The 24,578-nt window shown below is 70.1% G+C and carries 20 protein-coding genes; 14 read left to right on the top strand and 6 right to left on the bottom strand.

The window, feature by feature from the left end; all coding sequences use genetic code 11:
* Positions 1–7: 7 nt before the first annotated feature.
* The 4 genes from DMH01_RS28735 to DMH01_RS28750 are packed head-to-tail and all read left to right on the top strand — an operon-like array spanning position 8 to position 5,317.
* Positions 8–1,366, top strand: a complete 1,359-nt coding sequence (locus DMH01_RS28735; protein ID WP_125680294.1) for a NarK/NasA family nitrate transporter — start codon at positions 8–10, stop codon at positions 1,364–1,366.
* Complete coding sequence (nirB, locus tag DMH01_RS28740; RefSeq protein ID WP_125680295.1) at positions 1,366–3,870, top strand: nitrite reductase large subunit NirB; 2,505 nt, start codon at positions 1,366–1,368, stop codon at positions 3,868–3,870. The genes DMH01_RS28735 and nirB overlap by 1 nt, the downstream gene beginning before the upstream one ends.
* Positions 3,867–4,214, top strand: a complete 348-nt coding sequence (nirD, locus tag DMH01_RS28745; protein WP_125680296.1) for a nitrite reductase small subunit NirD — start codon at positions 3,867–3,869, stop codon at positions 4,212–4,214. Before nirB ends, nirD begins: the two co-directional genes overlap by 4 nt.
* Positions 4,211–5,317: a uroporphyrinogen-III synthase gene (locus DMH01_RS28750; RefSeq protein WP_125680297.1), complete on the top strand. Its 1,107-nt coding sequence runs from the start codon at positions 4,211–4,213 to the stop codon at positions 5,315–5,317. The genes nirD and DMH01_RS28750 overlap by 4 nt, the downstream gene beginning before the upstream one ends.
* A gap of 82 nt (positions 5,318–5,399) precedes the next feature.
* On the opposite strand, the gene DMH01_RS28755 is transcribed toward DMH01_RS28750, so the two are convergent.
* Together DMH01_RS28755 and DMH01_RS28760 are read right to left on the bottom strand one after the other, a co-directional pair.
* Positions 5,400–6,518 carry a DNA glycosylase AlkZ-like family protein gene (locus DMH01_RS28755; protein WP_125680298.1) on the bottom strand — a complete coding sequence of 373 codons (1,119 nt, stop codon included), beginning with the start codon at positions 6,516–6,518 and terminating at the stop codon, positions 5,400–5,402.
* Positions 6,519–6,527: 9 nt separating this feature from the next.
* The gene (locus DMH01_RS28760; protein WP_125680299.1) at positions 6,528–6,923 is read right to left on the bottom strand and encodes a DUF3224 domain-containing protein; all 396 of its coding nucleotides are present in this window, start codon (positions 6,921–6,923) and stop codon (positions 6,528–6,530) included.
* A 60-nt stretch (positions 6,924–6,983) separates the two neighbouring features.
* Here DMH01_RS28760 and DMH01_RS28765 point away from each other — a divergent pair, with 60 nt between their 5' ends.
* From DMH01_RS28765 to DMH01_RS28775, 3 genes are read left to right on the top strand one after another with little or no spacing between them, the layout of a single operon-like run.
* Entirely contained in the window at positions 6,984–7,952 is a 969-nt protein-coding gene (locus DMH01_RS28765) for a YafY family protein (protein ID WP_125680300.1), read from the top strand.
* Positions 7,945–8,754 carry a uroporphyrinogen-III synthase gene (locus tag DMH01_RS28770; RefSeq protein WP_125680301.1) on the top strand — a complete coding sequence of 270 codons (810 nt, stop codon included), beginning with the start codon at positions 7,945–7,947 and terminating at the stop codon, positions 8,752–8,754. The genes DMH01_RS28765 and DMH01_RS28770 overlap by 8 nt, the downstream gene beginning before the upstream one ends.
* Positions 8,755–8,808: 54 nt before the next feature.
* On the top strand, positions 8,809–10,098 hold the full coding sequence (locus DMH01_RS28775; RefSeq protein ID WP_125680302.1) for a sensor histidine kinase: 1,290 nt from the start codon (positions 8,809–8,811) through the stop codon (positions 10,096–10,098).
* A 336-nt stretch (positions 10,099–10,434) separates the two neighbouring features.
* Here DMH01_RS28775 and DMH01_RS28780 read toward each other — a convergent pair whose 3' ends face one another.
* Positions 10,435–11,265 carry a siderophore-interacting protein gene (locus DMH01_RS28780; RefSeq protein WP_125680303.1) on the bottom strand — a complete coding sequence of 277 codons (831 nt, stop codon included), beginning with the start codon at positions 11,263–11,265 and terminating at the stop codon, positions 10,435–10,437.
* A gap of 14 nt (positions 11,266–11,279) precedes the next feature.
* Complete coding sequence (locus DMH01_RS28785) at positions 11,280–11,603, bottom strand: MGMT family protein (protein WP_125680304.1); 324 nt, start codon at positions 11,601–11,603, stop codon at positions 11,280–11,282.
* Between the two features lie 54 nt (positions 11,604–11,657).
* Between DMH01_RS28785 and DMH01_RS28790 the strand changes: the two genes are divergently transcribed.
* Both DMH01_RS28790 and DMH01_RS28795 read left to right on the top strand, forming a co-directional pair.
* Positions 11,658–14,873 carry an ATP-dependent DNA helicase gene (locus tag DMH01_RS28790; RefSeq protein WP_199745663.1) on the top strand — a complete coding sequence of 1,072 codons (3,216 nt, stop codon included), beginning with the start codon at positions 11,658–11,660 and terminating at the stop codon, positions 14,871–14,873.
* Positions 14,870–18,127 (top strand): ATP-dependent DNA helicase, encoded by a 3,258-nt coding sequence (locus tag DMH01_RS28795; protein WP_125680305.1) that lies wholly within the window; start codon positions 14,870–14,872, stop codon positions 18,125–18,127. Before DMH01_RS28790 ends, DMH01_RS28795 begins: the two co-directional genes overlap by 4 nt.
* Here the strand turns inward: DMH01_RS28795 and DMH01_RS28800 are convergent.
* On the bottom strand, positions 18,124–18,510 hold the full coding sequence (locus DMH01_RS28800; RefSeq protein WP_125680306.1) for a hypothetical protein: 387 nt from the start codon (positions 18,508–18,510) through the stop codon (positions 18,124–18,126). The two genes, DMH01_RS28795 and DMH01_RS28800, sit on opposite strands and share 4 nt — an antisense overlap.
* 88 nt (positions 18,511–18,598) lie before the next feature.
* Here DMH01_RS28800 and DMH01_RS28805 point away from each other — a divergent pair, with 88 nt between their 5' ends.
* Positions 18,599–19,675: a TrkA family potassium uptake protein gene (locus DMH01_RS28805; protein WP_125680307.1), complete on the top strand. Its 1,077-nt coding sequence runs from the start codon at positions 18,599–18,601 to the stop codon at positions 19,673–19,675.
* A 126-nt stretch (positions 19,676–19,801) separates the two neighbouring features.
* Positions 19,802–20,209 (top strand): hypothetical protein, encoded by a 408-nt coding sequence (locus DMH01_RS28810; RefSeq protein ID WP_125680444.1) that lies wholly within the window; start codon positions 19,802–19,804, stop codon positions 20,207–20,209.
* A gap of 150 nt (positions 20,210–20,359) precedes the next feature.
* On the opposite strand, the gene DMH01_RS28815 is transcribed toward DMH01_RS28810, so the two are convergent.
* Entirely contained in the window at positions 20,360–21,445 is a 1,086-nt protein-coding gene (locus DMH01_RS28815) for a neutral zinc metallopeptidase (RefSeq protein ID WP_370323559.1), read from the bottom strand.
* Positions 21,446–21,662: 217 nt separating this feature from the next.
* On the opposite strand from DMH01_RS28815, the gene DMH01_RS28820 reads away from it, so the two are divergent.
* Genes DMH01_RS28820 through DMH01_RS28830 form a run of 3 tightly spaced genes read left to right on the top strand, consistent with a single transcriptional unit; the run spans position 21,663 to position 24,573 of the window.
* The gene (locus tag DMH01_RS28820; protein ID WP_125680308.1) at positions 21,663–22,817 is read left to right on the top strand and encodes a hypothetical protein; all 1,155 of its coding nucleotides are present in this window, start codon (positions 21,663–21,665) and stop codon (positions 22,815–22,817) included.
* The gene (locus DMH01_RS28825; RefSeq protein ID WP_125680309.1) at positions 22,811–23,452 is read left to right on the top strand and encodes a DUF4129 domain-containing protein; all 642 of its coding nucleotides are present in this window, start codon (positions 22,811–22,813) and stop codon (positions 23,450–23,452) included. The genes DMH01_RS28820 and DMH01_RS28825 overlap by 7 nt, the downstream gene beginning before the upstream one ends.
* Entirely contained in the window at positions 23,449–24,573 is a 1,125-nt protein-coding gene (locus tag DMH01_RS28830; protein WP_125680310.1) for a DUF4350 domain-containing protein, read from the top strand. Before DMH01_RS28825 ends, DMH01_RS28830 begins: the two co-directional genes overlap by 4 nt.
* Positions 24,574–24,578: the final 5 nt, after the last annotated feature.

Here is a 24,578-nt window from a genome sequence, read left to right on the forward strand (position 1 = left end):
GGACCTCATGCACGCTCGTGGAAAGCGCTGGATCGAGCACTGGGATCCGGAGAACGAGCAGTTCTGGGAGGCGACCGGGAAGAAGATCGCCCGGCGGAACCTCTGGTTCTCCATCCTGGCCGAGCACATCGGCTTCTCCGTCTGGACACTGTGGTCGGTCATGGTCCTGTTCATGGGGCCGCAGTACGGTTTCTCCGCCGCCGACAAGTTCCTGCTGGTCTCGACGCCGACGTTGATCGGCGCGCTGATGCGGCCGCTGTACACCTTCGCGGTGGCGCGGTTCGGCGGCCGGAACTGGACGATCGTCAGCGCGCTGCTGTTGCTGGCGCCGACGATCCTGGCGGCGATCGCGATGCAACCGGGCACGTCGCTCGGCACGTTCCTGCTGATCGCCGCGCTCGGCGGCGTCGGCGGCGGGAACTTCGCCTCGTCGATGACCAACATCAACGCGTTCTACCCCGAGAAGCACAAGGGCTGGGCGCTGGGGCTCAACGCGGGCGGCGGGAACCTCGGCGTGGCGGCGATCCAGCTGATCGGCCTGCTGGTCATCGGCACTGTCGGCGCGACCGCGCCCCGGGTGGTGCTGGCGATCTACATCCCGCTCATCGTGGTCGCGGCGGTCTGCGCGTACTTCTACATGGACAACCTCGCCTCGATGAAGGGCGACACCAAGGCGATGCGCGAAGTCGTCAAGGACCCGCACACCTGGGTGATGTCGTTCCTCTACGTCGGCACGTTCGGTTCGTTCATCGGATACAGCTTCGCCTTCGGCCTGGTGCTGCAGAACCAGTTCGGCCGCACGCCGCTGCAGGCGGCCGCGGTGACGTTCCTCGGCCCGCTGCTCGGTTCGTTCTCGCGTCCGACGGGCGGCTGGCTGGCCGACCGGATCGGCGGCGGCAAGATCACCTTCGTGACGTTCGTCGGCATGGCCGCGGCGACCGTGGTGCTGATCCTGGCGTCGACGTCGAACTCGCTGGCGTTGTTCACCGTCGCGTTCATCGTGTTGTTCGTGCTCACCGGCATCGGCAACGGCTCGACGTACAAGATGATCCCGGCGATCTTCCGTGCCAAGGCGAAGGTCGCGATCAGCGAGGGCGCGGACGAGACGCTGGAGATGCTCAAGGCCCGCAAGCTTTCCGGGGCCTTGATCGGGCTGGCCGGAGCGATCGGCGCGCTCGGCGGGCTCTTCATCAACCTGGCCTTCCGCCAGTCGTTCGCGGACACGAAGAGCGGGGTGCCGGCGTTCGTCGCCTTCCTCGTCTTCTACGGGCTGTGCTTCGCCGTCACGTGGGCGGTGTACCTGCGCAAGCAGCAGTCGGAGGTGACGAGCGTCCGGGGTCTGGCGCTCGCCGGAGCGGAGGTCTGATGCGGAAACTCGTCGTCGCGGGACATGGCATGGTCGCGCACCGGCTCGTGGAAGCGGTGCGCGCGGAGGACAAGACCGGCGAGTGGCAGATCGTGGTCCTCGCCGAGGAGGCGCGGCCCGCTTACGATCGCGTCGCCCTGACGTCCTATGTGGACACCTGGGATCCCGCGTCACTCGCTTTGGAAGGCGCGGACTACGCGGACGACCCGATGGTCGAACTGCGGCTCGGTGACGCGGTGGTCTCGGTGGACCGGGACCGCAAGGTCGTCGTCACCGAAGCCGGCTACGAGCAGCCGTATGACGCGCTCGTCCTCGCGACCGGTTCGCGGCCGTTCGTCCCACCGGTGCCGGGTCACGATCTTCCCGGCTGCTTCGTCTACCGGACGATCGAGGACCTCGACGCCATCCGGGAAGCCGCTCAGCGGCCCGGGCGCGGACGGCGTTCGGCGGTCGTCATCGGCGGCGGGTTGCTCGGTCTCGAAGCCGCGAAGGCGTTGCGGGACATGGGCCTTTCGCCGCACGTGGTCGAGATGGCGCCGCGCCTGATGCCGCTGCAGGTCGACGAGGGCGGCGGCGGTCTGCTCCGGCGGCTGATCACCGACCTCGACGTGACCGTCCACACGGGAACGTCGACCGACGCCATCGAGCCGGACGGCGAACGCTACCTCGCGAAGCTCGGCAACGGCACGGAACTCGACGTCGACCTGGTCGTGTTCTCCGCCGGTATCCGGCCGCGTGACGATCTGGCGCGGTCGTCCGGGCTGGAGGTCGGCGCGCGGGGCGGGATCCTGGTCGACGACACCTGCCGGACGTCCGACCCCGCCGTGTTCGCGATCGGGGAATGCGCGGCCGTCGACGGCAAGGTGTACGGCATCGTGGCGCCCGGGTACGCGATGGCGGAGATCGTGGCGGCGCGGCTGACCGGCGGCGAGGGCACGTTCCCCGAGCCGGACATGTCGACGAAGCTCAAGCTCATGGGTGTCGACGTCGCCAGCTTCGGCGACGCGCACGCGGCGACCGAGGGCGCGCTGGAGGTCGCGTTCAACGACGCCGTCGCCGGGACGTACAAGAAGCTCGTCGTGTCGGACGACTCGAAGACGTTGCTCGGCGGGGTGCTGGTCGGCGACGCGAGCGAGTTCAACACGCTGCGTGCCATGGTCGGCAGGCCGCTGCCCGCCGAACCCGGCGCGATCCTCGCCCCGGCCGGTGGCGGGGCGGCGGTCGGGGTCGACGCGTTGCCCGACGCCGCGCAGATCTGTTCCTGCAACGCGGTTTCCAAGGGCGCGATCACGCACGCGATCACCGAAGAGGGTTGCGATTCGGTCGCCAAGATCAAGGGCTGCACGCGGGCGGGCACGGCCTGCGGGTCGTGTGTCCCGCTGCTGGGCAAGCTGCTGACGGCTTGCGGTGTCGAGCAGTCGAAGGCGCTGTGCGAGCACTTCCCGCAGTCGCGCGCGGAGCTGTTCCAGATCCTCCAGGCCACGCGGATCACGACGTTCAGCGAGATGATCGACCGCTACGGCACCGGAACCGGCTGCGCGATCTGTAAGCCGGCGATCGCGTCCATCCTGGCCACGCTGGGCAACGGGCACATCCTCGCCGGCGAACAGGCGACCCTGCAGGACACCAACGACAAGTTCCTCGCGAACCTGCAGCGCAACGGGACCTACTCGGTCGTCCCGCGGATCCCCGGCGGCGAGATCACGCCGGAGAAGCTCATGGTCATCGCGCAGGTGGCGATGGATTTCGGGCTGTACACCAAGATCACCGGCGGACAGCGGATCGACCTGTTCGGCGCCACCGTCGACCAGCTCCCGCTGATCTGGCGGCGGCTCGTCGACGCCGGGTTCGAGTCGGGTCACGCGTACGGGAAGTCGTTGCGCACGGTGAAGTCGTGCGTCGGTTCGACGTGGTGCCGCTACGGCGTGCAGGACAGCGTCGGGCTCGCGATCGAGCTGGAACTGCGCTATCGCGGCCTTCGGTCTCCGCACAAGCTGAAGTCCGCCGTTTCGGGCTGTGCCCGGGAATGCGCCGAGGCGCGGAGCAAGGACTTCGGCATCATCGCCACCGACAAGGGCTGGAACCTCTACGTCGGCGGGAACGGCGGCGCGACCCCGCGGCACGCGGATCTGCTGGTGTCCGAAGTGGACACGGAGACGCTGATCCGGACGATCGACCGGTTCCTGATGTTCTACGTCCGCACGGCCGACCGCCTGCAGCGCACCGCGCCGTGGGTCGAGGAGATGGAGGGCGGCCTCGATCACCTGCGCGCGGTGATCGTCGACGACAAGCTCGGCATCTGCGAGGACCTCGACGCGGCGATGGCCAAACACGTCGGCGACTACGCCGACGAGTGGCGCGGCGTGCTGGAGGACCCGGAGAAACTGGCGAAGTTCAGCTCGTTCGTCAACGCGCCGGGCACGCCGGACCCGACGATCTCGTTCCGCACCGAACGCGACCAGAAGGTGCCCGTGCTGCTGGGCATCCCGGAGGTGAAACAGTGACGACCTCGATCGAGCGCACCTGGACCGCCGTCTGCGCGGCGGGAGCCGTCCCCGAATGGTCCGGCGTCGCCGCCCTGCTCGACGGCGGTGTGCAGGTGGCCATCTTCCGACTGCCCGGTGACCGGTGGTACGCACTGTCCAATGTGGATCCGGTGAGCGGTGCGGCGGTGCTTTCGCGAGGGATCGTCGGCGACGCGGGCGGCGTCCCCGTGGTGGCGTCGCCGGTGTACAAGGAACGGTTCGATCTGCGGACCGGTGACTGTCTCGACGCCGAAGGTGTCTCGGTCGCGGCCTATCGGGTGCGGGTCACCGAGAGTGTCGTGGAGGTGGAATTCTCACCGTGACAGAAGTCCTTCCCCTGGCGGGATTCGTCATCGGGATCACGGCGGCGCGGCGGGCTGACGAGCTCGGCGCGCTGTTCGTGCGCAAGGGTGCGACCGTGCGCTACGGCCCGGCGATCCGGATCGTGCCGCTCGCCGACGACACCGAACTGCGGTCGGCGACCATGCGCCTGCTGGAAGACCGGGTCGACGTCGTCGTCGCCACGACCGGGATCGGCTTCCGCGGCTGGGTCGAGGCGGCCGAAGGCTGGGGGCTGGGGGAGGAACTGCTCGACCGGCTCGGGAAGTCGGCGCTGCTGGCGCGGGGGCCGAAGGCCAAGGGCGCGATCCGCGCGGCCGGGCTGTCGGAGAACTACTCGCCCGCGTCGGAGAGCAACGCGGAGGTGCTGCGACATCTTCTCGATTCCGGTGTGGACGGTCAGCGGATCGCGGTGCAGCTGCACGGCGAGCCGCTTCCGTACTTTGTGGACAGTCTGCGCGCCGCGGGCGCCGAGGTGATCGAGGTGCCGGTGTACCGCTGGGTCGGCCCGGCCGACCCCGGCCCGCTGGACCGGCTGCTCGACTGCGTTCTCGACGGTTCGGTGGACGCGTTGCCGTTCACCAGCGCGCCGGCCGTCGCGTCCATGCTGGCGGTGGCCAAACGGACCGGGCGGTTGCCGGGAGTCGTGCGGGCACTGGAGAAGCGCGTCGTGGCGGCCTGTGTCGGGCCGATCACGGCGGCACCGCTGGCCGCGCTCGGGATCCCGACGGTCCAGCCGTCGCGGTCGCGGATCGGGGCGTTGGCGCGGACGGTGTCCGACGCGCTCGAAGCCCGTTCGCCGCGGCTGACCGCGGGCGGCCGCAGCATCGAACTGCGGGGTCAGGCGGCGCTGGTCGACGGGCAGTGGTGTGACATCGCGCCCGCGCCGATGGCCTTGCTGCGGGCGCTGGCGGAGTCGCCGGGGCGGGTGTTCTCCCGGCGGGAACTGATCTCCGCGTTGCCCGACGGCGGCGAGGAACACGCCGTCGAGACCGCCATCGGGCGCCTGCGGAGTTCATTGGGGTCACCGAAACTCGTCCAGACGGTGGTGAAACGCGGATACCGCCTGGCCGTCGACAGGGGCTGAAGGGGACTTTCACCGCATGCCATGCAGGGAAAGCGCCCTTCACCGCGTGACATGCGGTGAAAGCGTCCTTCAGCCCGCGCGTTCAGGACCAGGTGACGCGGTGGTCGGGGAACTCCCGGGCGGCGGCGACGCGGGCCGCCTCCGCTTCGGCGGCCTTCCGCACAGCCGGGCGGAGGGCGTCGAACGGGGTGACGGTGAAGTCGAGCCGTTTCTTCCCGCTCGCCTTGGCTCGCCACACCCCGGCGATCTCGCCGTCGGCCAGCAGGGCGCCGGGACTGCCGAGGATCTTCCAGACCTCCTTCTGCCGGGCCTTGTCCGGCACCAGCACGGCGCGGTCGCGCGCCTGGACGAACGGGTCCAGCGGCGGCAGGAGGCGGACCACGTCCGGCTCAGGCGGGTTTTCGACAAGCGAAACCCGGTCTTCCGGCAGGTAGGCCTTCTTACCGTCGACGCGGACCTCGGCCAAACCGTCCGGCCACATCGCGTCGACCCCGGTGCGGGTCGTCCCGACGTAGGCGGCGGCGTCGCCCGGCGTGGCGGGGCCGTTGATCCTCAGGTAGCCCTCGACCACTCGCGTGGCCGCTTTGACGTCCGGCGACGTCTTGAGGCGGCCGCGCCCTTCCAGCGGTGCCAACGTCGCCGGCGTCGCGCCGGGTTCCAGCCGGACCCCGGCGTGGATCGACGCGACCCGCATCAGCTGCTCGTAGATGTGCACGACGCCGCAGCCGCGGCAGGCGTACGACAAGCCGTCGGGGATCAGTTTCGTGACCGCGCCGCTCACCGTTCCCTTGGTCTGCGCACCGGTGACGACCTTCCGGATCGCTTTCGCCGCGGTGAACAGCGCGTCCGTCGCGGACATGCCCGCGTCCTCGACCTGCTTGCGCTGCCAGAGGATCCGGGCCATCGCGTCCTTCTCGTCGAGCGGCACGAGAGCGGCCCTGATCGTGTCCAGTTCCGCGCGCCGGTGGAAATGCGGCGCGCCACGATGGGTCCACGCGAGCACGAACCGATCGTCGTCCCAGACCGCGGGCGTGATCTCGCCGTCGATCCGGGCGGCGAGGCCCAACAAGGCGGTGTCCCGCACGGAATCCTGCAGCCCGAGGTCGAACACGGCCGCCGCGGCCGGATCCTTCTCTTCACGATGCAGTCCGTGGGCCGCGATCCGGTACGCCAGCACCTGCTCGCGATCGACCTCGAGCACTTGTCCTCCCTACAGCGAAAAAGCGAACGTGTACGACATCGTCGGCTCGCCGAGCGCGCCGGTCGTGGTGCCGCTGCCGGTGATCCCGGCGAGTTCACCCGTTCCGGAGCCCTCGACGACCGTGAACTTCGACGAGATGCCCTTCGCGTCGAATCCGGTGTCGTGCTTGATCACGAAGCTTCCCTTGCGCCCGTCCACGCTGCCGTCGATGCGTTCGAGACCGGGGGACGTGGTCCCGCCGCCGTCGAAGCCTTCACCCGCGTAGTACAGCAGGTAGTCGATGACCGCCTCGCCTTCGATCAGCCCGCTGTAGGCGAAGGTCGCGTGCGCGTGGGCCACGCGCGGCCCGCCCTCCGTGCCGCTGACGAGGGTTTCTTCCCAGTTCTTCATGGCGAACGTGTTCATGGGCTCACCCTGGCAGCCAAACCTGTCAGGATGTGTCAGGTTTTCGGGGATACTGAAATCATGCGCGCGAGCAGACTCCTGTCGGTCCTCCTCCTGCTGCAGAACCGCGGCCGGATGACGGCCGAGGAGCTGGCGGCCGAACTGGAGGTGTCGGTCCGGACGGTCTACCGCGACGTCGAGGCGCTGTCCGCGGCCGGCGTGCCGGTGTACGCCGATCGAGGACGCACGGGCGGATATCAGCTGGTCGACGGCTATCGCACGCGGCTGACCGGGCTGACCGAGGAGGAGGCGCAATCGCTTTCGCTGGCGGGCCTGCCGGGGGCGGCCAGTGAACTCGGGCTGGGCACGGTGCTCGCCGCCGCACAGCTCAAACTGCACGCGGCCATGCCCGCGGAGCTGCGTGCCGGGGCGAGCAAGATCTCCGAACGGTTCTACCTGGACGTGCCCGGCTGGCATCGCGGGATCGAAAGCCTGCCGCGACTGTCCGAACTGGCCGACGCGGTCTGGCACGCGCGGCGGATCAAGGTCCGGTACGAACGCTGGGGGCAGCGGAAGGTCGATCGCGTCCTCGATCCGCTCGGCCTGATCCTCAAGGCCGGGAACTGGTATCTCGCGGCACGGTGCGACGGGACCGACCGGACTTACCGGGTCTCCCGGATCGAAGAGCTCGAAGACCTCGGCGAGACCTTCGAGCGGCCGTCCGACTTCGACCTCGCGCGCTACTGGCAGGAATGGTCGGAGCAGTTCGAAAAGCGGATGTACTCGCGAGTGGCGGTGGTCCGGCTGAACGAGTTCGCCCGCATACTGGTGCCATTCTATCTCGGGGCCGTCGGAGCGAGGGCTTTGCGGGAAGCGGACGACGAGCCGGACGAAGACGGCTGGCTGACGATGGAACTGCCCGTGGAACCCGGAGAACCGGCGGTCGGTGAACTACTGCGGTTCGGCGGGAACCTCGAAGTGCTCGCACCGCCGGAGCTCCGCGAGCGGCTGGCGGAAGAGATCGGGAAGATGGGCGCGCGTTATGGCTGACCTGGACGGAATCACGATCGGGATCACCGCGGAGCGGCGGGCCGACGACTTCATCGGAGCGCTGACGCGGCACGGCGCCACCGTCCTGCACGCGCCCACCATCCGGATCGTCCCGCTGCCCGACGACACCGAACTACGGGCGGCGACGGACGCGGTGCTGGCCGGACCGGTCGAGTTCACCGCGGTCACCACCGGCGCCGGGTTCCGCGGCTGGCTTTCGGCGGCCGAAGGCTGGGGGCTGCGTGAACCGTTGCTGGAGCGGCTGGCGGCGTCACGGATCTTCGTGCGGGGACCGAAAGCGGCGGGCGCGGTGCGAGGCGAAGGGCTGCGTGAGGAATTCTCCGCGCCCGAGGAGAGCAACGCGGAACTGTTCGAAGGCTTGCGCGACGCCGGGGTCGGCGGCGCACGGGTCGCCGTCCAGTTGCACGGAACCCTGCTGCCCGAACTCACGGGGTCGCTGCGGGACGCGGGCGCGGACGTCGTCCAGGCACAGCCGTATCGCTGGCTTTCGCCCGCCGACGTCGCACCTGTGCACGAACTCGTCGAAAGCGTGCTTTCCGGACGCGTGCACGCGTTGGCCTTCACCTCCGCTCCGGCGGCCGCGAACCTGCTGACGCTGGCGGGGTCGCGCCGCGAGGAACTCCTTGCCGCACTGCGAGGTCCGGTGCTGTGCGCGTGCGTCGGACCGGTGACCGCGGCGCCGCTGGAAGCCGCCGGGGTCCCGACCGTGCAGCCCGAACGTCAGCGGCTCGGCGCGCTGGTCAAACTTCTCGTCGCGGAGCTGCGCATTCGGCCGTCTTGACGCGGGTAGTCCGCTTTGCCAGGCTCGACACATCGGACGCGGGGAGGGCGGCGGATGTCCGAGTCTCAATCGGTCACGTTCGTGCGCGCGATGTTGCGAAAGGGCTCTTCGGTCTTGGGCGCGAGCCCCGCCGACGAAGCACCCGACCCCGATTCCGTTCCTGATTGGCGCTATCGGGAAGACTCCGCGGACACGCTGCTGATGCGCGCGATCCGTTACTCCGCGCTCGGCCCGATCTTCTACCGCGTGGCCGCGTTTCCGAAGGTGTACATCGGTTTCCTGGTCTCGAACGGGTCGGCGGGGATCGTCCCGGTGCTGAGCGCGACGATCCTCGGGGTGCTGCTCAACGTCCTCGCGGTCTGGTGGGTGGTGCGGGGCCGCGGGATCCGGGCGAAGACGTCCGGGCGGCTGATGTACGCGGATCTCGCCGTGGGCGTGGTGCTCACGACGATCGTGGCCGCCGCGGCGCCCGCCGAGATCCAGCCGTTCGCCGTCGACGTCGCGTGGACGTGGATGGTCGGGACGGTGGCGCTGTGGACGCTGTCGTTCGGGCTGCCCGCCGCGCTCGTGCTGGTGATCGCGGCCGTGCCGTTCCGGGCCTTCCTGACCTGGATCGGCGGACTGCCGATCGACCATCCGCTCGCGATGAGCCGGTCGGTGGGGTGCATGGTCGCGCTCGTCGTGGCGATGGTGACCACGGCGGGGATCCTGATCCTGCTCGGCGTCGGGACGCGGTTCGCGCTGGGGATCGGGATGCGCCGGGGGCAGCGCGCCGAACGCCTGCGGACCCAGCGGGTCATGCACGACTCCGTGCTCCAGACTTTGGAAGCGATGGGACTGGAGGCGCCGGACGACGACTCGGCCGCCGCGGAACGGCTCGCGGAAATGCGCGCCACCGCTCGGGCGCAAGCCGCCGAACTGCGCCGCGAACTGACCGGGCCGGACGCGCCGTCGGCCCGCGGCCTCACCGCGGACCTCGCCGAGGTCGCCACCGAAATGGCGCGCGACGGCCTCCGCACCCAGCTCGTCGCCGCCGAGACCGAACAGGACTACCGCCTCTCGCACGCGCGCCGGACCGCCATCCGCGACGCCGTCCGCGAAGCACTCCGAAACACCGTGAAGCACGCTGGGACGAATCAGGTCGTGCTTCGCGTCGAGGAGAGCGAAGGCGGCATCGCGGTCATCGCGCGGGACCAGGGGGCCGGCTTCAGCATGCTGGACCGGCCGCCGGGCTTCGGGATCAGCCAGTCGATCATGGCGCGGCTGGCGGAGGTCGGTGGGCGGGGGACGATCGATTCGCATCCGGGGCGGGGGACGCGGGTGACGCTGTGGGTGCCGCACTGAGGGTTTCTGTCCGTGAAGGCCTCCTTGCCTACCTTCAGGGTAGGGAAGGAGGCCTTCACGGATTTCCGGGCGTGAGGGGGAGCAAGGGACCTTTGCTATCGATTGCTTAGCGTGGCTACGTAAGTGGTAGCAAAGGTCCCTTGCTCCCTTTTCGCAGGTCGGCGCGGTGACCGTGTGGATTTCGGGTCATCCAACGCACCAAAATCCACACAGTCGGCCAGCACTGTTACGCGGAGTGCGGGGTGTGTGGAAATAGGGACACTCAACGTCCCTATTTCCACACACCCCACCCGCGGTAGCAAAGGTCCCTTGCTCTCTTTCCGCAGGTCAGGAGCCTCAGTCCTCGTCGGGACCAGGCGTCTCCCCGGACTCCGCCTGCTGCATCGCTTCGCGGCCGGCAGCCTCTTCGCTCACCCCTTGCCGCCAGTACCCCGTGAAGCAGATCGCCCGCTTGTCGACCCCGCGCTCCCGCACGAGGTGCCGCCGCACCAGCTTCACCATGTTCGCTTCGCCGGAGATCCACGCGTACGGCGTCCCGCCCGGCAGTTCCGCCTTCTTCACGGCTTCGAGCACCGCGTCACCGACCGGACCGGGGCCCCGCACGACCCAGTGCAGTTCCACGGTGCCCTGCGTTTCGAAGACCTGCCGGTCTTCGCGATCACTGATCTCGACGTAGACCACCGCTCGCGTTCCGGCGGGGAGCGCTTCGACGATCGCGCCGATCGCCGGGATCGCGGTCTCGTCCCCGACCAGTAGCTGCCAGGTCGTGTCCGAAGGCACGTCGTAGAGCCCGTGCGGTCCCAGGAAGGCGACCCGGTCGCCTTCCGCAGCGCGCGAGGCCCACGCGGAGGCCGGGCCTTCGTCGCCGTGCAGCACGAAGTCGATGTCGACCTCCTGCACCGAGGGGCGCAGCGCGCGCACGGTGTAGGTGCGCATCGGCGGCCGGACGTCGTCGGGCATCGCGAGGTAGGTCCGGTACCAGGACAGCACTTCGTCGCCGCTCAGCGGAGCGGGCAGCACGGGCTCCGCCTGGCCGGGCTGCGGGAAGAACACCTTCAGGTACTGGTCGGGCGCGTGGTCCACCAGCGACGCCCCCGAGAAGGTCACCCTGCTCATATGCGGGGTCAGCCGCCGGACACCCGTCACCTTCGCCTCGATGTAGCTCATTAGGCGAGGCTAACCTAAAAGAGAGCGCCCGGACCAGCGTCGTCGTCGGGATCACGTCGCCACCGGTATTTTCGCAGGTCGACGCGCTGGCCGTCGGGCACGACGCCCTCGGCGCGCAGCCGCTGCAGTTGCTCGTCGAGCAGATGCGGAGCCGGTGTCCCGTCGGCTCGCAGAATGCGGTGCCAAGGCAGATCGTGGCCGTCCTCACCGAGGATCCGGCCGACCAGCCGCGGCGACGGGGCTCCCGAAACCGACGCTATATCCCCATAAGTCGCGACCGAGCCGGCGGGCACGCTCGCGATGACCTCGCGCACCCGCTCGTGCAGTTCGTCATCCATGGGACCACTTTGCCGTGCCGCTGCGAGGTTGTGTCGGCGGGGCGTGGTTCCATCGTGGGCGTGAACGGGCGGCGAACAGCGGCAGGAACCGACGCGCGGCTGGTCCGCACGCCGGTCACCGGCACGCCGTCCTTCCAGTGGGATTCCGGCGCCCGCCGCCTGCTGGCCGCCCCGGACGGGTTCCGCCGGGTCCTCGGCGGGCCGGGCACGGGCAAGACGGCGTTGCTGGCGTCGGCGGCGTCGCGGCGCATCGCGGAGGGCGCGAACCCGGAGAGCGTGCTCATCCTCACCACGTCCCGCAAGGCGGCCGAGGTCCTGCGCGCCGACATCACCCACCGGCTCACCACCGACCCGGAAGAGGATCCGCTGCCGCGCACGATCCGTGAGCCGCTCGTGCGCACGGTGCACTCGTACGCGTACGCGCTGTTGCGGATGGAGGCGCAGGCCGACGATCTCCCGCCGCCCCGCCTGCTGGCCGGAGCGGAGCAGGACGTCGTCGTCCGCGACCTGCTCGCCGGCGACCTCGAAGAGGGCGCGCTCGACTGGCCGGAGCAGTTGCGGCCCGCGCTGGGCGTGCCCGGGTTCGCCGAGGAACTGCGAGATCTCCTGCTCCGCGCCGCCGAACGCGGGCTCGGCCCGGAGGACCTGGTCGAACTCGGCAGGCGCCGTGGCCGCGAGGAGTGGATCGCGGCCGGGCGTTTCTGGAGCCAGTACGAAGAGGTCACGCTGTTGCAGGGCGCGGGCGGCAACGCGCTCGGCGTCGCGAGCGCGCCCGCGCTGGACGCCGCCGAGCTGGTCACTTCGGCGCTGCTCGCGCTGGAGGACGACCCGGAACTGCGCGAACGCGAGCAGCGCCGCGTCCGGCATCTCTTCGTCGACGACGCGCAGCATCTCGACCCGTTGCAGACCCAGCTCATCCGGCTCATCGGGCACGCGGCCGACGAGTTCGTCGTCGCGGGCGACCCCGATCAGTCCGTGTTCTCCTTCCGTGGCGCGGATCCCAGCCTGTTCGCCGACGCGGACGAGGACGGCGAGCGCACGGTCCTGCTGACCACCGCGCATCGGCTGGCCCCGGTGATCCGCACGGCCGTCACGAAACTCGGCTCCGTGTTGCCCGGTTCGTCTCCGCAGCGCAAACTCGTCGACGCGCCGGACGCCGAGGGCGGGGCCGTCCGGGTCCGCCTGATGCCGACCCCGGCCGCCGAGGCGAGCTGGATCGCCGATCAGCTCCGCCGTGCGCATCTCGTCGACGGCGTGCCGTGGTCGGAGATGGCGGTGCTCGTCCGCTCGCCCGCTCGTACTTTTCTTGTCCTGCAACGTGCTCTGCGGGCGGCCGGGGTGCCCATCGGTTCCGCCACCGAGGAATTGCCGCTCGCGAAGCAGCCCGCGGTTCGTCCTCTGCTGGCGATGCTGCGGCTCGCGGCGGATCCGGAACTGCTCGACGTCGACCTCGCCGAGATGCTGCTGTCCTCGCCCTTGGGGGGCGCGGATCCGCTCGCTCTGCGAAGGCTGCGTCGCGGCTTGCGCAGGCTGGAGCTCGCGGGCGGCGGACAGCGGTCGAGCGACGAACTGCTGGTGGAAGCCTTACGTACCAACGATGTCCTCACCGGTCTCGCCGATGCCGAGGCGCTGCCCATGCGCCGGATCGGTGGTCTGCTGCACGCCGCGCACCAAGCGGTCGTACGCGGGGACGGCGTCGAGCAGGTGCTGTGGGATCTCTGGCAGGCGAGTGGTTTGGAGGAGCGCCTGCTGCGTATGGTCGACCGTGGTGGTTCGCTCGGCTCGCAGGCGGATCGCGACCTCGACGCCATCGTCGCCCTCTTCGACGCGGCCGGTCGCTATGTCGACAGATTGCCGAAGGCGAGTGTCGCCTCGTTCGCGGATTACCTGTCCTCGCAGAACATCGCCGGCGACACGCTCGCGCCCGCCGCGATGAAGAGCGACGGCGTTTCGTTGCTCACGGCGCACGCGTCCGCCGGTCGCGAGTGGACGGTCGTGGCCATCGCCGGCGTCCAGGAGGGCAGCTGGCCGGATCTGCGGTTGCGCGGTTCCGTGCTCGGCGTCGAGCGACTGGTCGACCTCATGTCCGGCGTCGACGACGAAAAGGTGTCCGCCACCGCGCCGATCCTCGCCGAAGAGCGGCGGCTGTTCTATCTCGCCGCGAGCCGCGCGCGGAAGACGTTGCTGGTCAGCGCGGTCGCCGGGGAGGACGAGCAGCCCTCGCGGTTCATCGACGACCTGGAGGAGAACGGCGCGGACGACGGCGGCCTCGATTCGCGGATGAAGCCGGCGGGACGCTCGCTGGTGCTCGCCGAACTCGTCGGTGAACTGCGCGAGGTCGTCTGCGACGAATCGAGCGAGCCGGAAAGGCGGCAACGGGCGGCGCGTCAGCTCGCCAAACTGGCCGCCGCCGGGGTGCCGGGCGCGCATCCGGGCACCTGGTACGGCTTGCTGGAACCCTCCACCGGCGAACCGGTGCACGGGCCTGGCGACCTCATCCGCATCTCACCGTCCACTGTGGAGGTTCTGGTCAAATGCCCGCTGCGGTGGCTGATCGAACGCCACGGCGGCAGCGACCCGGCGCAACTCGCGGCTGTCACGGGAACGCTGGTGCACGGTCTCGCGCAGGCGGTCGCGGGCGGCAGCAGTGACGAGCAGATCCGCGCCGCCCTCGACGAAGCGTGGGTGCGGGTCGACGCGGGGGCGCCGTGGTTCTCGCGCCGCGAGCGGTCACGGGTCGAGCAGATGCTGCGGAACTTCATCACCTGGCTGGAATCCAGCCGTAAGGAGCTGATCGAAGCCGGGGTCGAGCAGGACATCGAAGTCGAGTTGCCCGTCGGCGACGACGACGTTCGCGTGCTCCTGCGCGGCCGTGTCGACCGTGTGGAGATGGACAAGGACGGCCGTCCGGTCGTCATCGACATCAAGACCGGCAAGGTCCCGATCTCCGCCACCGACGCCGAACAGCATCCGCAGCTCGCCGCGTACCAGCTCGCCGTGCTGCTCGGCGCGGTCGAGGGCGGTTCGAAACCCGGGGGCGCGCGGCTGGTCTACGTCGCGAAGTCCAACAACAAGACCGGATCCACCCAGCGTGAGCAGGCGCCGCTGGACGAGGACGGCGGCAAGCAGTGGCTGGAGCTGGTGCGCTCCGCGGCCGGCTCCGCCGCGGGACCGGAGTACGGCGTCACCGAGAACCCGGACTGTGATCGTTGCCCGGCAAGGGGTTGCTGCCCGCTGCGGCCCGAGGGCAGGCAGGTGACCGGCCCTTGATCTCCGAACTCCAGCGCCGCCAGGTCGAGCCGGGCGAGATCGCCCGCGCGCTCGGCCTGCACAGCCCGACCGACGAGCAGGCCGAGGTGATCGCCGCGCCGATCGAGCCGTCGCTGGTCGTCGCGGGCGCGGGCGCGGGCAAGACCGAGACGATGGCCGCGCGGGTGGTGTGGCTGGTGGCCAACAGTGTCGTCCCGCCGGAACGCGTGCTCGGTCTGACCTTCACCCGCAAGGCCGCCCGCCAGCTCGGTGAGCGGGTCCGCACCCGGCTGCGCCGCCTGGTCGGATCGGGGCTGCTCGACAAGATCGACCCGACCGGCGACCTGCGCACGACGGTGACCGCGGGCGAGCCGACGGTGCTGACCTATCACGCGTACGCCGGGCGGCTGCTGTCCGAACACGGCCTGCGGTTGCCCGTCCAGCCCGGGGTCCGGCTGCTTTCGGAGACGTCTTCGTGGCAGTTCTCGCATCGCGTCGTGTCCACTTGGGACAATGACTTGGACACGGATCGCGTGCCCTCCACGGTGACGGCGCAACTGCTGGCGCTGGCCGGGGAACTCGGCGAGCATCTGGTCGAGACCGAACGGCTCGCGGAGTACACGTCCTGGCTGTGCGAGGTCATCGAGAACGCGCCGCGCGCGAAGGGTCAGCGCGCGTCGTTGCCGCAAAAACTGGCCGAAGTCATGGCCGCGCAACGGTTCCGGCTCGCCCTTCTGCCACTGGTCGAGGCGTACCACGCGCGGAAGCGAGCGGAAGGCGCGCTCGACTTCGCCGACCAGATGTCGCTCGCGGCGCAGCTCGCCAGCAGCTATCCGGCGGTGGTCGCGGGGGAGCGCGAGCGCTACGGCGCCGTCCTGCTCGACGAGTACCAGGACACCGGGCACGCCCAGCGGATCCTGCTGCGGTCGCTGTTCGGCGGCGTCGAGCATCCGCCGATGCCGGTGACAGCGGTGGGTGACCCGGCGCAGGCCATCTACGGCTGGCGGGGCGCGAGCGCGGCGAACCTGCCCAGGTTCACCACGGACTTCCCCCGTGACAATGGGGAACGGCTCGTCCCGGCCTGGGATTTCGGGCTGCTGACCAGTTTCCGCAACCCACCCGAGGTGCTCGAACTCGCGAACGCGATCTCGGAACCGTTGCGGGAACGCGGACTCGGTGTCGCCCGGCTGCGCGCGCTGGAAGGCGCGGGTTCGGCCGATATCGCGGCCGCGCTGCTGCCGGACGTCCGCGCCGAACGCGAGTGGGTGGCCGACGCGGTGGCGAAGCGCTGGTTCGAAACCGTGGAGGAGACCGGAAAACCGCCGACGGCCGCGGTGCTGGTGCGCCGTCGCGCCGACATGGCGCCGATCGCGGCGGAAATGCGGGCACGCGGGCTGCCGGTGGAGGTCGTCGGTCTCGGCGGGCTCCTCGACGAACCCGAGGTCGCGGACCTGGTCAGCACGTTGCGCGTGCTCGCGGACCCGCTCGCGGGCAGCGCGGCGGCGCGGTTGCTCACCGGGGCGCGCTGGCGGATCGCGGCGGCCGACCTCGCGGCGTTGTGGCGACGAGCGGGTGAACTGTCCTCGCCGGTGCCGCCTTCCGGGAAGTCCGATGTGGACGAACCGGTGCTGGTGACCGAACGGGTCGAGCAGGCCGGGCTCGCCGACGCCATCGACGATCCCGGGACACCGGACCGGTATTCCCCTGAGGGCTACCGGCGGATCCGGAAGATCGGCGCCGAGCTTGCGGCGTTGCGACGGCGGCTGGACCAGTCGCTGCCCGAGCTGGTCGCCGACGTGGAGCGCACCATGCTGCTCGACGTCGAGTCGCTGGCCCGCCCAGGACCGGCCGGACGCGCGCATCTGGACGCTTTCGCCGACGTCGTCACGGATTTCGCCGAGACGTCGCCGACGGCCACTCTTTTGTCCTTTGTGGACTATCTGAACACGGCCGCGCACGCGGAGGACGGGCTCACCCCGGGCGAGGTGGAGGTCGTCCCGGATCGGGTCCAGGTGCTGACCGTGCATTCGGCCAAGGGGCTGGAATGGCGCATCGTCGCGATTCCGCATCTGGTCAAGGAGGTCTTTCCCGGGCGGCGGCGTTCGTCATCGTGGCTGCGGACGTCGACTTCGCTGCCCGCCGCGCTGCGCGGTGACTCCGAGGACTTGTCGGAGCTGCGGATTCCCGAAGGCGCCGACCGCAAGGAAGTGCAGGAAGCGCTGGAACTGCACGAAGAAGGCTTCATCGCGCGTGAAGCGGACGAGGAGCGTCGGCTCTGCTACGTCGCGCTGACCCGCTCCGAGCACACGATGCTGATCTCCGGTCATTGGTGGAACGAGAGCAGCGCGCGGCCGAAGGGGCCGTCGGAGTTCCTGCTCGAAATCGGCGAGGTGATGCGGGCGAACTCGGTCGGCCGGATCGAGCAGTGGGCCGAGGAACCGGAAACCGACGGCGAGAATCCGCTGGTCGCCGACTCGCGCCGGGCGCGGTGGCCGGTCGATCCGCTGTGGCCGCGGCGCGAAGGCGTCACCAACGGCGTCGATCTGGTGCTCGGTGCGATGGAAGAGGCCGAGCACGCCGAGGAAGAGGAAGAGGACGATCCGGACGGCTGGATCTCCGACACCAAGGTGCTGCTGGAGGAGCGCGCGCGGGCCCGGGATCGCGTGCAGCAGGTGGTCCTGCCGCCGCATCTCTCGGTGAGTCAGCTGGTGGAGCTGTCGGCCGATCCCGCCGCGCTGGCCAAACGGCTGCGGCGGCCGCTTCCCGTGCGCCCCAACACCTACGCGCGCCGTGGAACGGCGTTCCACGGCTGGCTGGAGCAGCGGTTCGGCGGCGAGCAGCTGCTGGAGATCCACGACCTGCCGGGTGCGGCGGACGTCGACGAGGCGCCCGATACCGAGCTGGAGGCGTTGCAGACCGCTTTCGAGAAGAGCGAGTGGGCGCACCGGGTGCCGCACGCCGTCGAGGTCCCGTTCTCGGCGGACGTCGTGGGCGTCACGGTGCGCGGGCGGATGGACGCCGTGTTCGCCGACGCGGACGGCGGCTGGACCGTCGTGGACTGGAAGACCGGCGCCGTGCCGGACAAGGACCGGCTCGAACCGCTGGCCGTGCAGCTGGCGGCGTACCGGCTGGCCTGGGCGGCGCTCAAGAAGGTGCCGGTGGAGAAGGTCCGGGCGGCGTTCCACTACGTGAAACACGACAAGACCGTCCGGCCGGCGGATCTGCTGGACGCCGAAGGCCTGCGGCAACTCCTGCGGAGCGTCCCGACGATCTAGGCGCGGTCGCGCACCTTCAGTGCCCAGGTCACCAGCGGGATCTGGAGCGGGACGCGGGCCCAGAACGCCGCCCGCCAGTGCTTCGGTGCCTTGCGGCGGTCGGCGTCGACGGCCATCTTCACGTTCCCCGGCAGGACCACGACGAACAGCAGCGCGGCCGCGAGCCCGCCGAGACGTCGCGTCTTCGGGTTGGCGACCGCCGCGGCGACGCCCAGCTCGGCCACTCCGGAGCCATAGGTCCATGCGCGCGGGGAGCCGGGAAGCTGCTTCGGGATGAGGGCGTCGAACGGCTTCGGCTGGACGAAGTGCAGCACACCGGCCGCGCCGAGCAGGCCGGCGAGGAAATACGCGGGCCGCTGAGACGGCTTGGAATCCGAAGACATGCCCCGAGCTTCGCATACCGCGCTGAACGTGAGGATCTTCGGCTATCCTCCCGACCGTGAGTGACGCGGACCAGGCCGGAGCCTGCGCATGAAGGTGCTCAAGCGTTTCCCGGTCAGGCTGAGCGACCGCCCGGACCATGAGCTCGTCGGTGTGATCCGGATGCCGGAACTGACGGTCAGCCCGCTGCGGTCGATCCTCAAGCGGATCATCGGCGCGGTCCTCGCCCTGCTGGCGACCGTCCTGATCGTCTACCTCGACCGGGACGGCTACCGCGACGCCAACGGCGACGGGCTCACCTTCCTCGACAGCCTCTATTACGCGACGGTGTCGCTGTCGACGACGGGGTACGGTGACATCGCACCCGCGACGCCGTCCGCGCGGCTGGTGAACGTCCTGGTGATCACCCCGCTGCGGGTGCTTTTCCTCATCGTCCTGGTCGGTACCACCCTCGAAGTGCTCACCGAGCGCTCCCGCCAGGCTTTCAAGATCCAAAAGTGGAGGACGAAGGTGCGTGACCACACGGTCGTCGTCGGATTCGGCACGAAGGGCCGGTCGGCGGTCAACGCGCTGCTCGGGGACGAGAACGTCGAACCCGACCACATCGTCGTCGTGGACACCGACCAGCAGGCCCTCGAAGCGGCCACGTCACTCGGCCTGGTGACCGTGCACGGCTCGGCCACCCGCGCCGACGTGCTGCGCGTCGCCGGGGTGCAGCGGGCCAAGGCCGTCGTCGTCGCTCCGAACCGGGACGACACCGCGGTGCTGGTCACGCTGACCGCCCGTGAGCTGGCGCCGAAGTCGCACATCGTGGCGTCGGTGCGGGAAGCGGAGAACGTCCACCTGCTGAAGCAGTCGGGCGCGAACCAGGTCGTGGTGTCGAGCGAGACCGCCGGACGCCTGCTCGGCATGGCGACGTCGACGCCGCTGGTGGTCGACATGGTCGAGGACCTGCTCACTCCCGAGTCCGGCCTCGCGATCGCCGAACGCCCGGTGGAGCCGTCCGAAGAGGGCGGTTCGCCGCGGCATCTGCCGGACATCGTGCTGGGTGTCGTCCGCGACGGCGTCCTGTACCGCGTGGACGCCCCGCAGGCCGACGCGATCGAGCCGGGGGACAAGCTGCTGTACATCCGGAAGGTGACCTCCGCGGAGACCATCGAGCGGTAGCGGGGGACCTTTGCTCTCGCCTCCCGGGGCTCCTGTGTTTTGCCGCGAGGTTCTGGGAGCATGGCGTTCGTGCGCAAGCGATCGGACCCCGCCAGAGGGCTCACCCCGGGGTGGAACTCCCTGGCCGTGGCGGCCGGTGCCGGCCTGCTGGTGATCTTCCTGGCCTGGTTCGCCGGGCCGGGCCTGTTCGGCATCACGAACGAGCCCCTGGGGACGAAAGTGCGGGCGGAGGTCGTCGAGCCCGCGCCCTGTACGGGCGGCGGCGCGACCGAGAAGGTCAAGTTCGAATTCGGCGGCAAGCCGATGGAGGGTTCGCTCAACGGCTGTGGTCACGGCAAGGGCGAGCGCCTCGAGGTCGTCGTCCCCGACGGCGCTTCGGGGGACTCGGTCCCGGTGCACGCGGCCGACGCGACGGCGGGAGCGAGCGACGCGCGGCGGCCGCTCGGGCTGGCGCTGCTGGTGTTCAGCTGCTTCGCCGGCGGGATGTACGTCTTCCTGGTGTTACGCGGGCCGCGGGTGCCGGCGGCGGCCTGAGCCCGCGCACACGCGTGATCGAAGGCGTAACTCGCGTGCTTGAACGCGTAACTCGCGTGATTGGAGGCGTAACTCGCGTGACCAGCCGGACCGGGCAAGCCGGAATCGCCGACGGCACCGCATCCGTCGGCGAACGGCACGCGCGAAGTGTCAGGAAACGGCGCTCGCCGGGGCCGAGAAGGTGTTGCAGTCGGCGATCCGGTTGTTGCTCGCACCCGCCCGCCACCAGGACGCGTAGTGCGCGTTCGTCCCGTGGTCCTGGCTGCGCGAGGTGTTGTCGCCCCGGGTCTCCTGGTCGTTCCAGGCCTTGTTGTACATGTCCCGGCTGACCGTGCCGCCCTGGTCGACGTGCGCGCCGAGGAACATCCCGGAGAAGCACTGTGCCTGGAGTTCCTTGCGCCGCGACATCTCCAGCCCGGTGGGGCTGTTCTGGCCCGCCTCGTAGATCTTCTGCCAGGCCGCGTCCATCAGGCCGGCGACCTCCTGCACGTGGTGCCCGTACTCGTGCGCGAAAAGGGCCAGGTAGACGCCGGGGTTGTTGCCGTACTGGTCGGTCTGAAGACCACGGAACGGCACGTAGAGGTTGTTCTCGCAGTAGTACGCCGCCGTCGCGATGCCGACCTGGATGGTGCCGCATTCGGTCTCGAAGCTGGCCCCGGTCGGGAAGTGCAGCGCGGGCGGGGTGAACGGCAGGTCGTAGGCGTCGAGGAACGGGCCCCAGGCGTTGTCGAGGCATTTGCCCGCCGCCGTGAAGAACGCTTCGGCGGCCTGCTGGCTGCTCTGCCACTGCGGCAGCGTGCAGACCCGGTTCCGCAGGCCGGCGTTGGGGTCCTGGAGGATCGGGTGGTCGCCGAGCTTGAGGATCTTCTGCGGCCCGCTCGACGAGGACGGCGCCCTGGACGGTGACGTCGGGAACGGGTTCGTCGAGGACGACGGCGACGAGGATCCGCTCGGCGGCAGTTCCGCGCGCGACGACGTGGCCGGGAGAGTGCTGTAGCCCGCGTTCGCTACGTGATCGGAGTCGTCACGATTGAGTGAAACGATCGCCACCAGGCCGAGGACCAGGACGGCGACCGCGCCGAGGCAGATCCCGATGATCGCGCCCACGGACCTGCGCGGCGGCGGAGGCGGGAAGTGGTGCGGCGCGCCGTGCCACTGGGCAGGGTGCTGGCCGTGCACCGGCGGTGGCTGGACGGCGCCGCGTGGCGGCCACTGGCCGTGGGGCGGTTGCGTCATCAAGTCGGTCCCGGGTGGTTCTAGGGGCGAACCGGGGGTACCCGGCCCGATGTTCAGCATAACGAGCTAACGGTGTCCCCACCCACAGCTCGGCTGCAGAGGGTATCCAGCGTGAGGCGAGCGGTCACCCATCAGTGTCGTCCCCCCAGCTCTGGCTGGGTGTCGGACCCTCTGGAAGAGTGGGCGCAAGCAACGTGAACGGGTAAGGGGCTGTCGCATGACGGAGACCGGCGGACCGTCCGGGCCTGAGGGCACTGAGACGCCGAAGCCGCAGGCGGGGGAACCGGCACAGTCGCAGGCGGGGGAGCCACCGCAGTCGCAAGCGGACACACCGACACCACCGCAGGGTGAAGTGCCGCCTTCGCCGGCGCCGGAGCAGCAGTGGCAGTCCCCGTCCGGGGCGACGCCACCGCCTCCACCGCTGCCGTCGTACCAGCCTCCTCAGCAGCAGCAGTACGCGAACTGGAAGGTCGGTCTCGGCAGGCCCGGTGTCATCCCGCTGCGCCCGCTGAACCTGACCGACATCCTCGACGGCGCGGTCACGGCCATGCGCAAGTACTGGCGGATGGTGTTCGGTGCCGCCGCGGTCACCGCCGTGCTCACCGCGGCGATCAACCTGGTCGGGCTGCTGATGGTCGACACCACCGCCGACCTCGAACGGATGCGCGATCTCGGCCCGGCGGCCACCGATCAGGAGCTGATGAACCAGCTGCTCGGCGTCCTCGGCGGGACGCTGGCGTCGTCGTCCATCAGCCTGGTCGCCACCTTGCTCGGGACGACGATCCTCACCGGATTCCTCACCGTGCTGATGGGCAAGGCCGTGCTGGGCAAGCCGGTCACGTTCAAGGAGGCGCTGCGTGAGGCGACGCCGCGGCTGCTGCCGCTGCTCGGCCTGACCGTGCTCTACACGCTGGCGATCATGGTCGCCGCGATCTTCTGCCTGCTGCCCGCGATCATCCCCTACACCTTCTGGGCGCTGGCCAGCCCGGCGTTCATCCTCGAACGCGGCACGGTGATGGAGGCGTTCCGCCGGTCGGTGAAGTTGGTGTCGGGGATGTTCTGGCGGGTTTTCGGCATCCTGTTGCTGGCCACCGTGATCTCGTCCTTCCTGGCGTCCATCATCACGATCCCGTTCAGCTTCAGCGCCTTCCTGTCGATCTTCGGCGATCTGGACCAGATGTACATCCCGTCGACCGGTGACCTGATCCTGCAGTCGGTGGGCACGGTGATCGCGCAGACGATCGTCGGCCCGTTCACCGCGCTGGTCACCGTGATCCTCTACATCGATCAGCGGATGCGCCGCGAGGGCATGGACATCGAGCTGGCCCGCGCGGCCGGGATCGCGACGCCGCCTCCGCCGCAGGCATGGTGACGCGTTTCCTCACCGAGGTCCCGGTCGACATCGACCGGGACACCGCCCGGCTGCGCGCCGCCGAGGAACTCTCGGGCGAGGCCTATCAGGCCGCGAGGCCGAGCTGGCTGTCCGAAGCGTTCAGCTGGGTGGTCGAAAAGCTGCTGGGCTTCCTCGAAACGGTCGACAGCGCGGTGCCCGGCGGGATCTTCGCCGTCCTGCTGCTGGTCGTCGTGCTGATCGTGGTGGTCGTGGTGATCCGGCTGAAGTCCGGTCCGCTGGCGACGTCGGCGAAGAGCGGGCGAGCCGTGTTCGCCGGGCAGCGCAAGGCGTCCGGCGAACATCGCCGGGCGGCCGAGGAGGCCGCGTCGCGGGGCGACTTCGACGACGCCGTCCGTGAGCGGTTCCGTGCCGTGGTGCGGTCGTTGGAAGAGCGGGCGCTGCTGGACGAGAAGTCCGGGCGGACCGCCGACGAGGCCGCCATCGAAGCCGGACGGCTGCTTCCCGACGTCGCCGTTCCCTTGCGCGCGGGCGCCCGGTTGTTCGACGACGTCCACTACGGCGGGATCCCCGCCACGGAGGCCGGGTACCGGTCACTGTCCGAATTGGACGAAAGCTGCCGTCGTGCCAGGCCCGTCGCCTTGGTGGCCGGATGACCTCGGTTTCGCCCGACGCCCGTCGGATCTGGCGCGGGGTGCGGCTCCCGCTCGCCGTCGTGCTCCTGATCGTGTTGACCGGGACGCTGCTCGTGCTCTTCCGCGGCGAGCAGACCACCGGCGCGCTCGAACCGGGTTCCTACGAGCCCACCGGCAGCCGCGCGCTGGCGACCTTGCTGGAACGGGAAGGCGTCAAGATCCCGATCGTGCGCACCGCCGCCGAGGCGAAGGGGGTCGCGAGGGGCGCGACGGTCTTGATCACCCAGCCCGAGTACGTGCCCAAGAGCGCCTTCACGGAGATCAGGCAGAACGCCGAGCACGTCGTGCTGGTGCAGCCGAGCCCTCGCACGGTCGAAGAAATCCTTCCCGGCGTGCGGGTGAACGGCCAGGCCGAGACCGAGACCCGCGAGCCCGACTGCGAGGCGAAGGATCCCGCCGCGGCGGGGAACGCGACGATGGGCGGCCTGAAGTATTCGGCCACGCAGCCGAGGGCGCAGGAATGCTACGGCGGCACGTATCTCGAAGTCCCGGGTCCACAAGGGACGGTGACCGTGCTCGGCACCCCCACCCCGCTGACCAACGACTGGCTGGCCGACGAGGGCAACGCGGCGCTGGCGATGCGGCTGCTCGGAAAGCACGAGCGGCTGGTCTGGTACCTGCCGACGGCCGCCGACCCGTCGCTGGAGACCGCGAAGAAGCCGCTCTCCGAGCTGATCCCGGCGGGCTGGTCGTACGCGGCGTTGCAGGCCGGCGTCGCGGTGGTGTTGCTGGCGCTGTGGCGTTCCCGGCGGCTGGGCCCGGTGGTGACCGAGCCGATCCCGGTCGTGGTCCGCGCGGCGGAGGCCACCGAGGGACGGGCGAGGTTGTATCGCAAGGCGAAAGCCGCCGCGCACGCCGGGGAAACCCTGCGGGAGGCGGCCCGCGCGCGGCTCCGGCCGTTGCTGGGGCTCACCCGCGACGCCGAACCGGCCGCACTGGTGGAGTCCGTCGTCGCGCGGACCGGCCGGGTACCTGCCGAGATCGGCGCGCTGTTGTACGGAGACCCGCCCGCCGATGACGCCGCGCTCGTGCGGCTGGCGGACGGACTCGATGTCGTGGAACGAGAGGTGGAGCGGTCTTGAGTACC

This window comes from Amycolatopsis sp. WAC 04182 (genome assembly GCF_003947465.1).
GTDB lineage: Bacteria > Actinomycetota > Actinomycetes > Mycobacteriales > Pseudonocardiaceae > Amycolatopsis.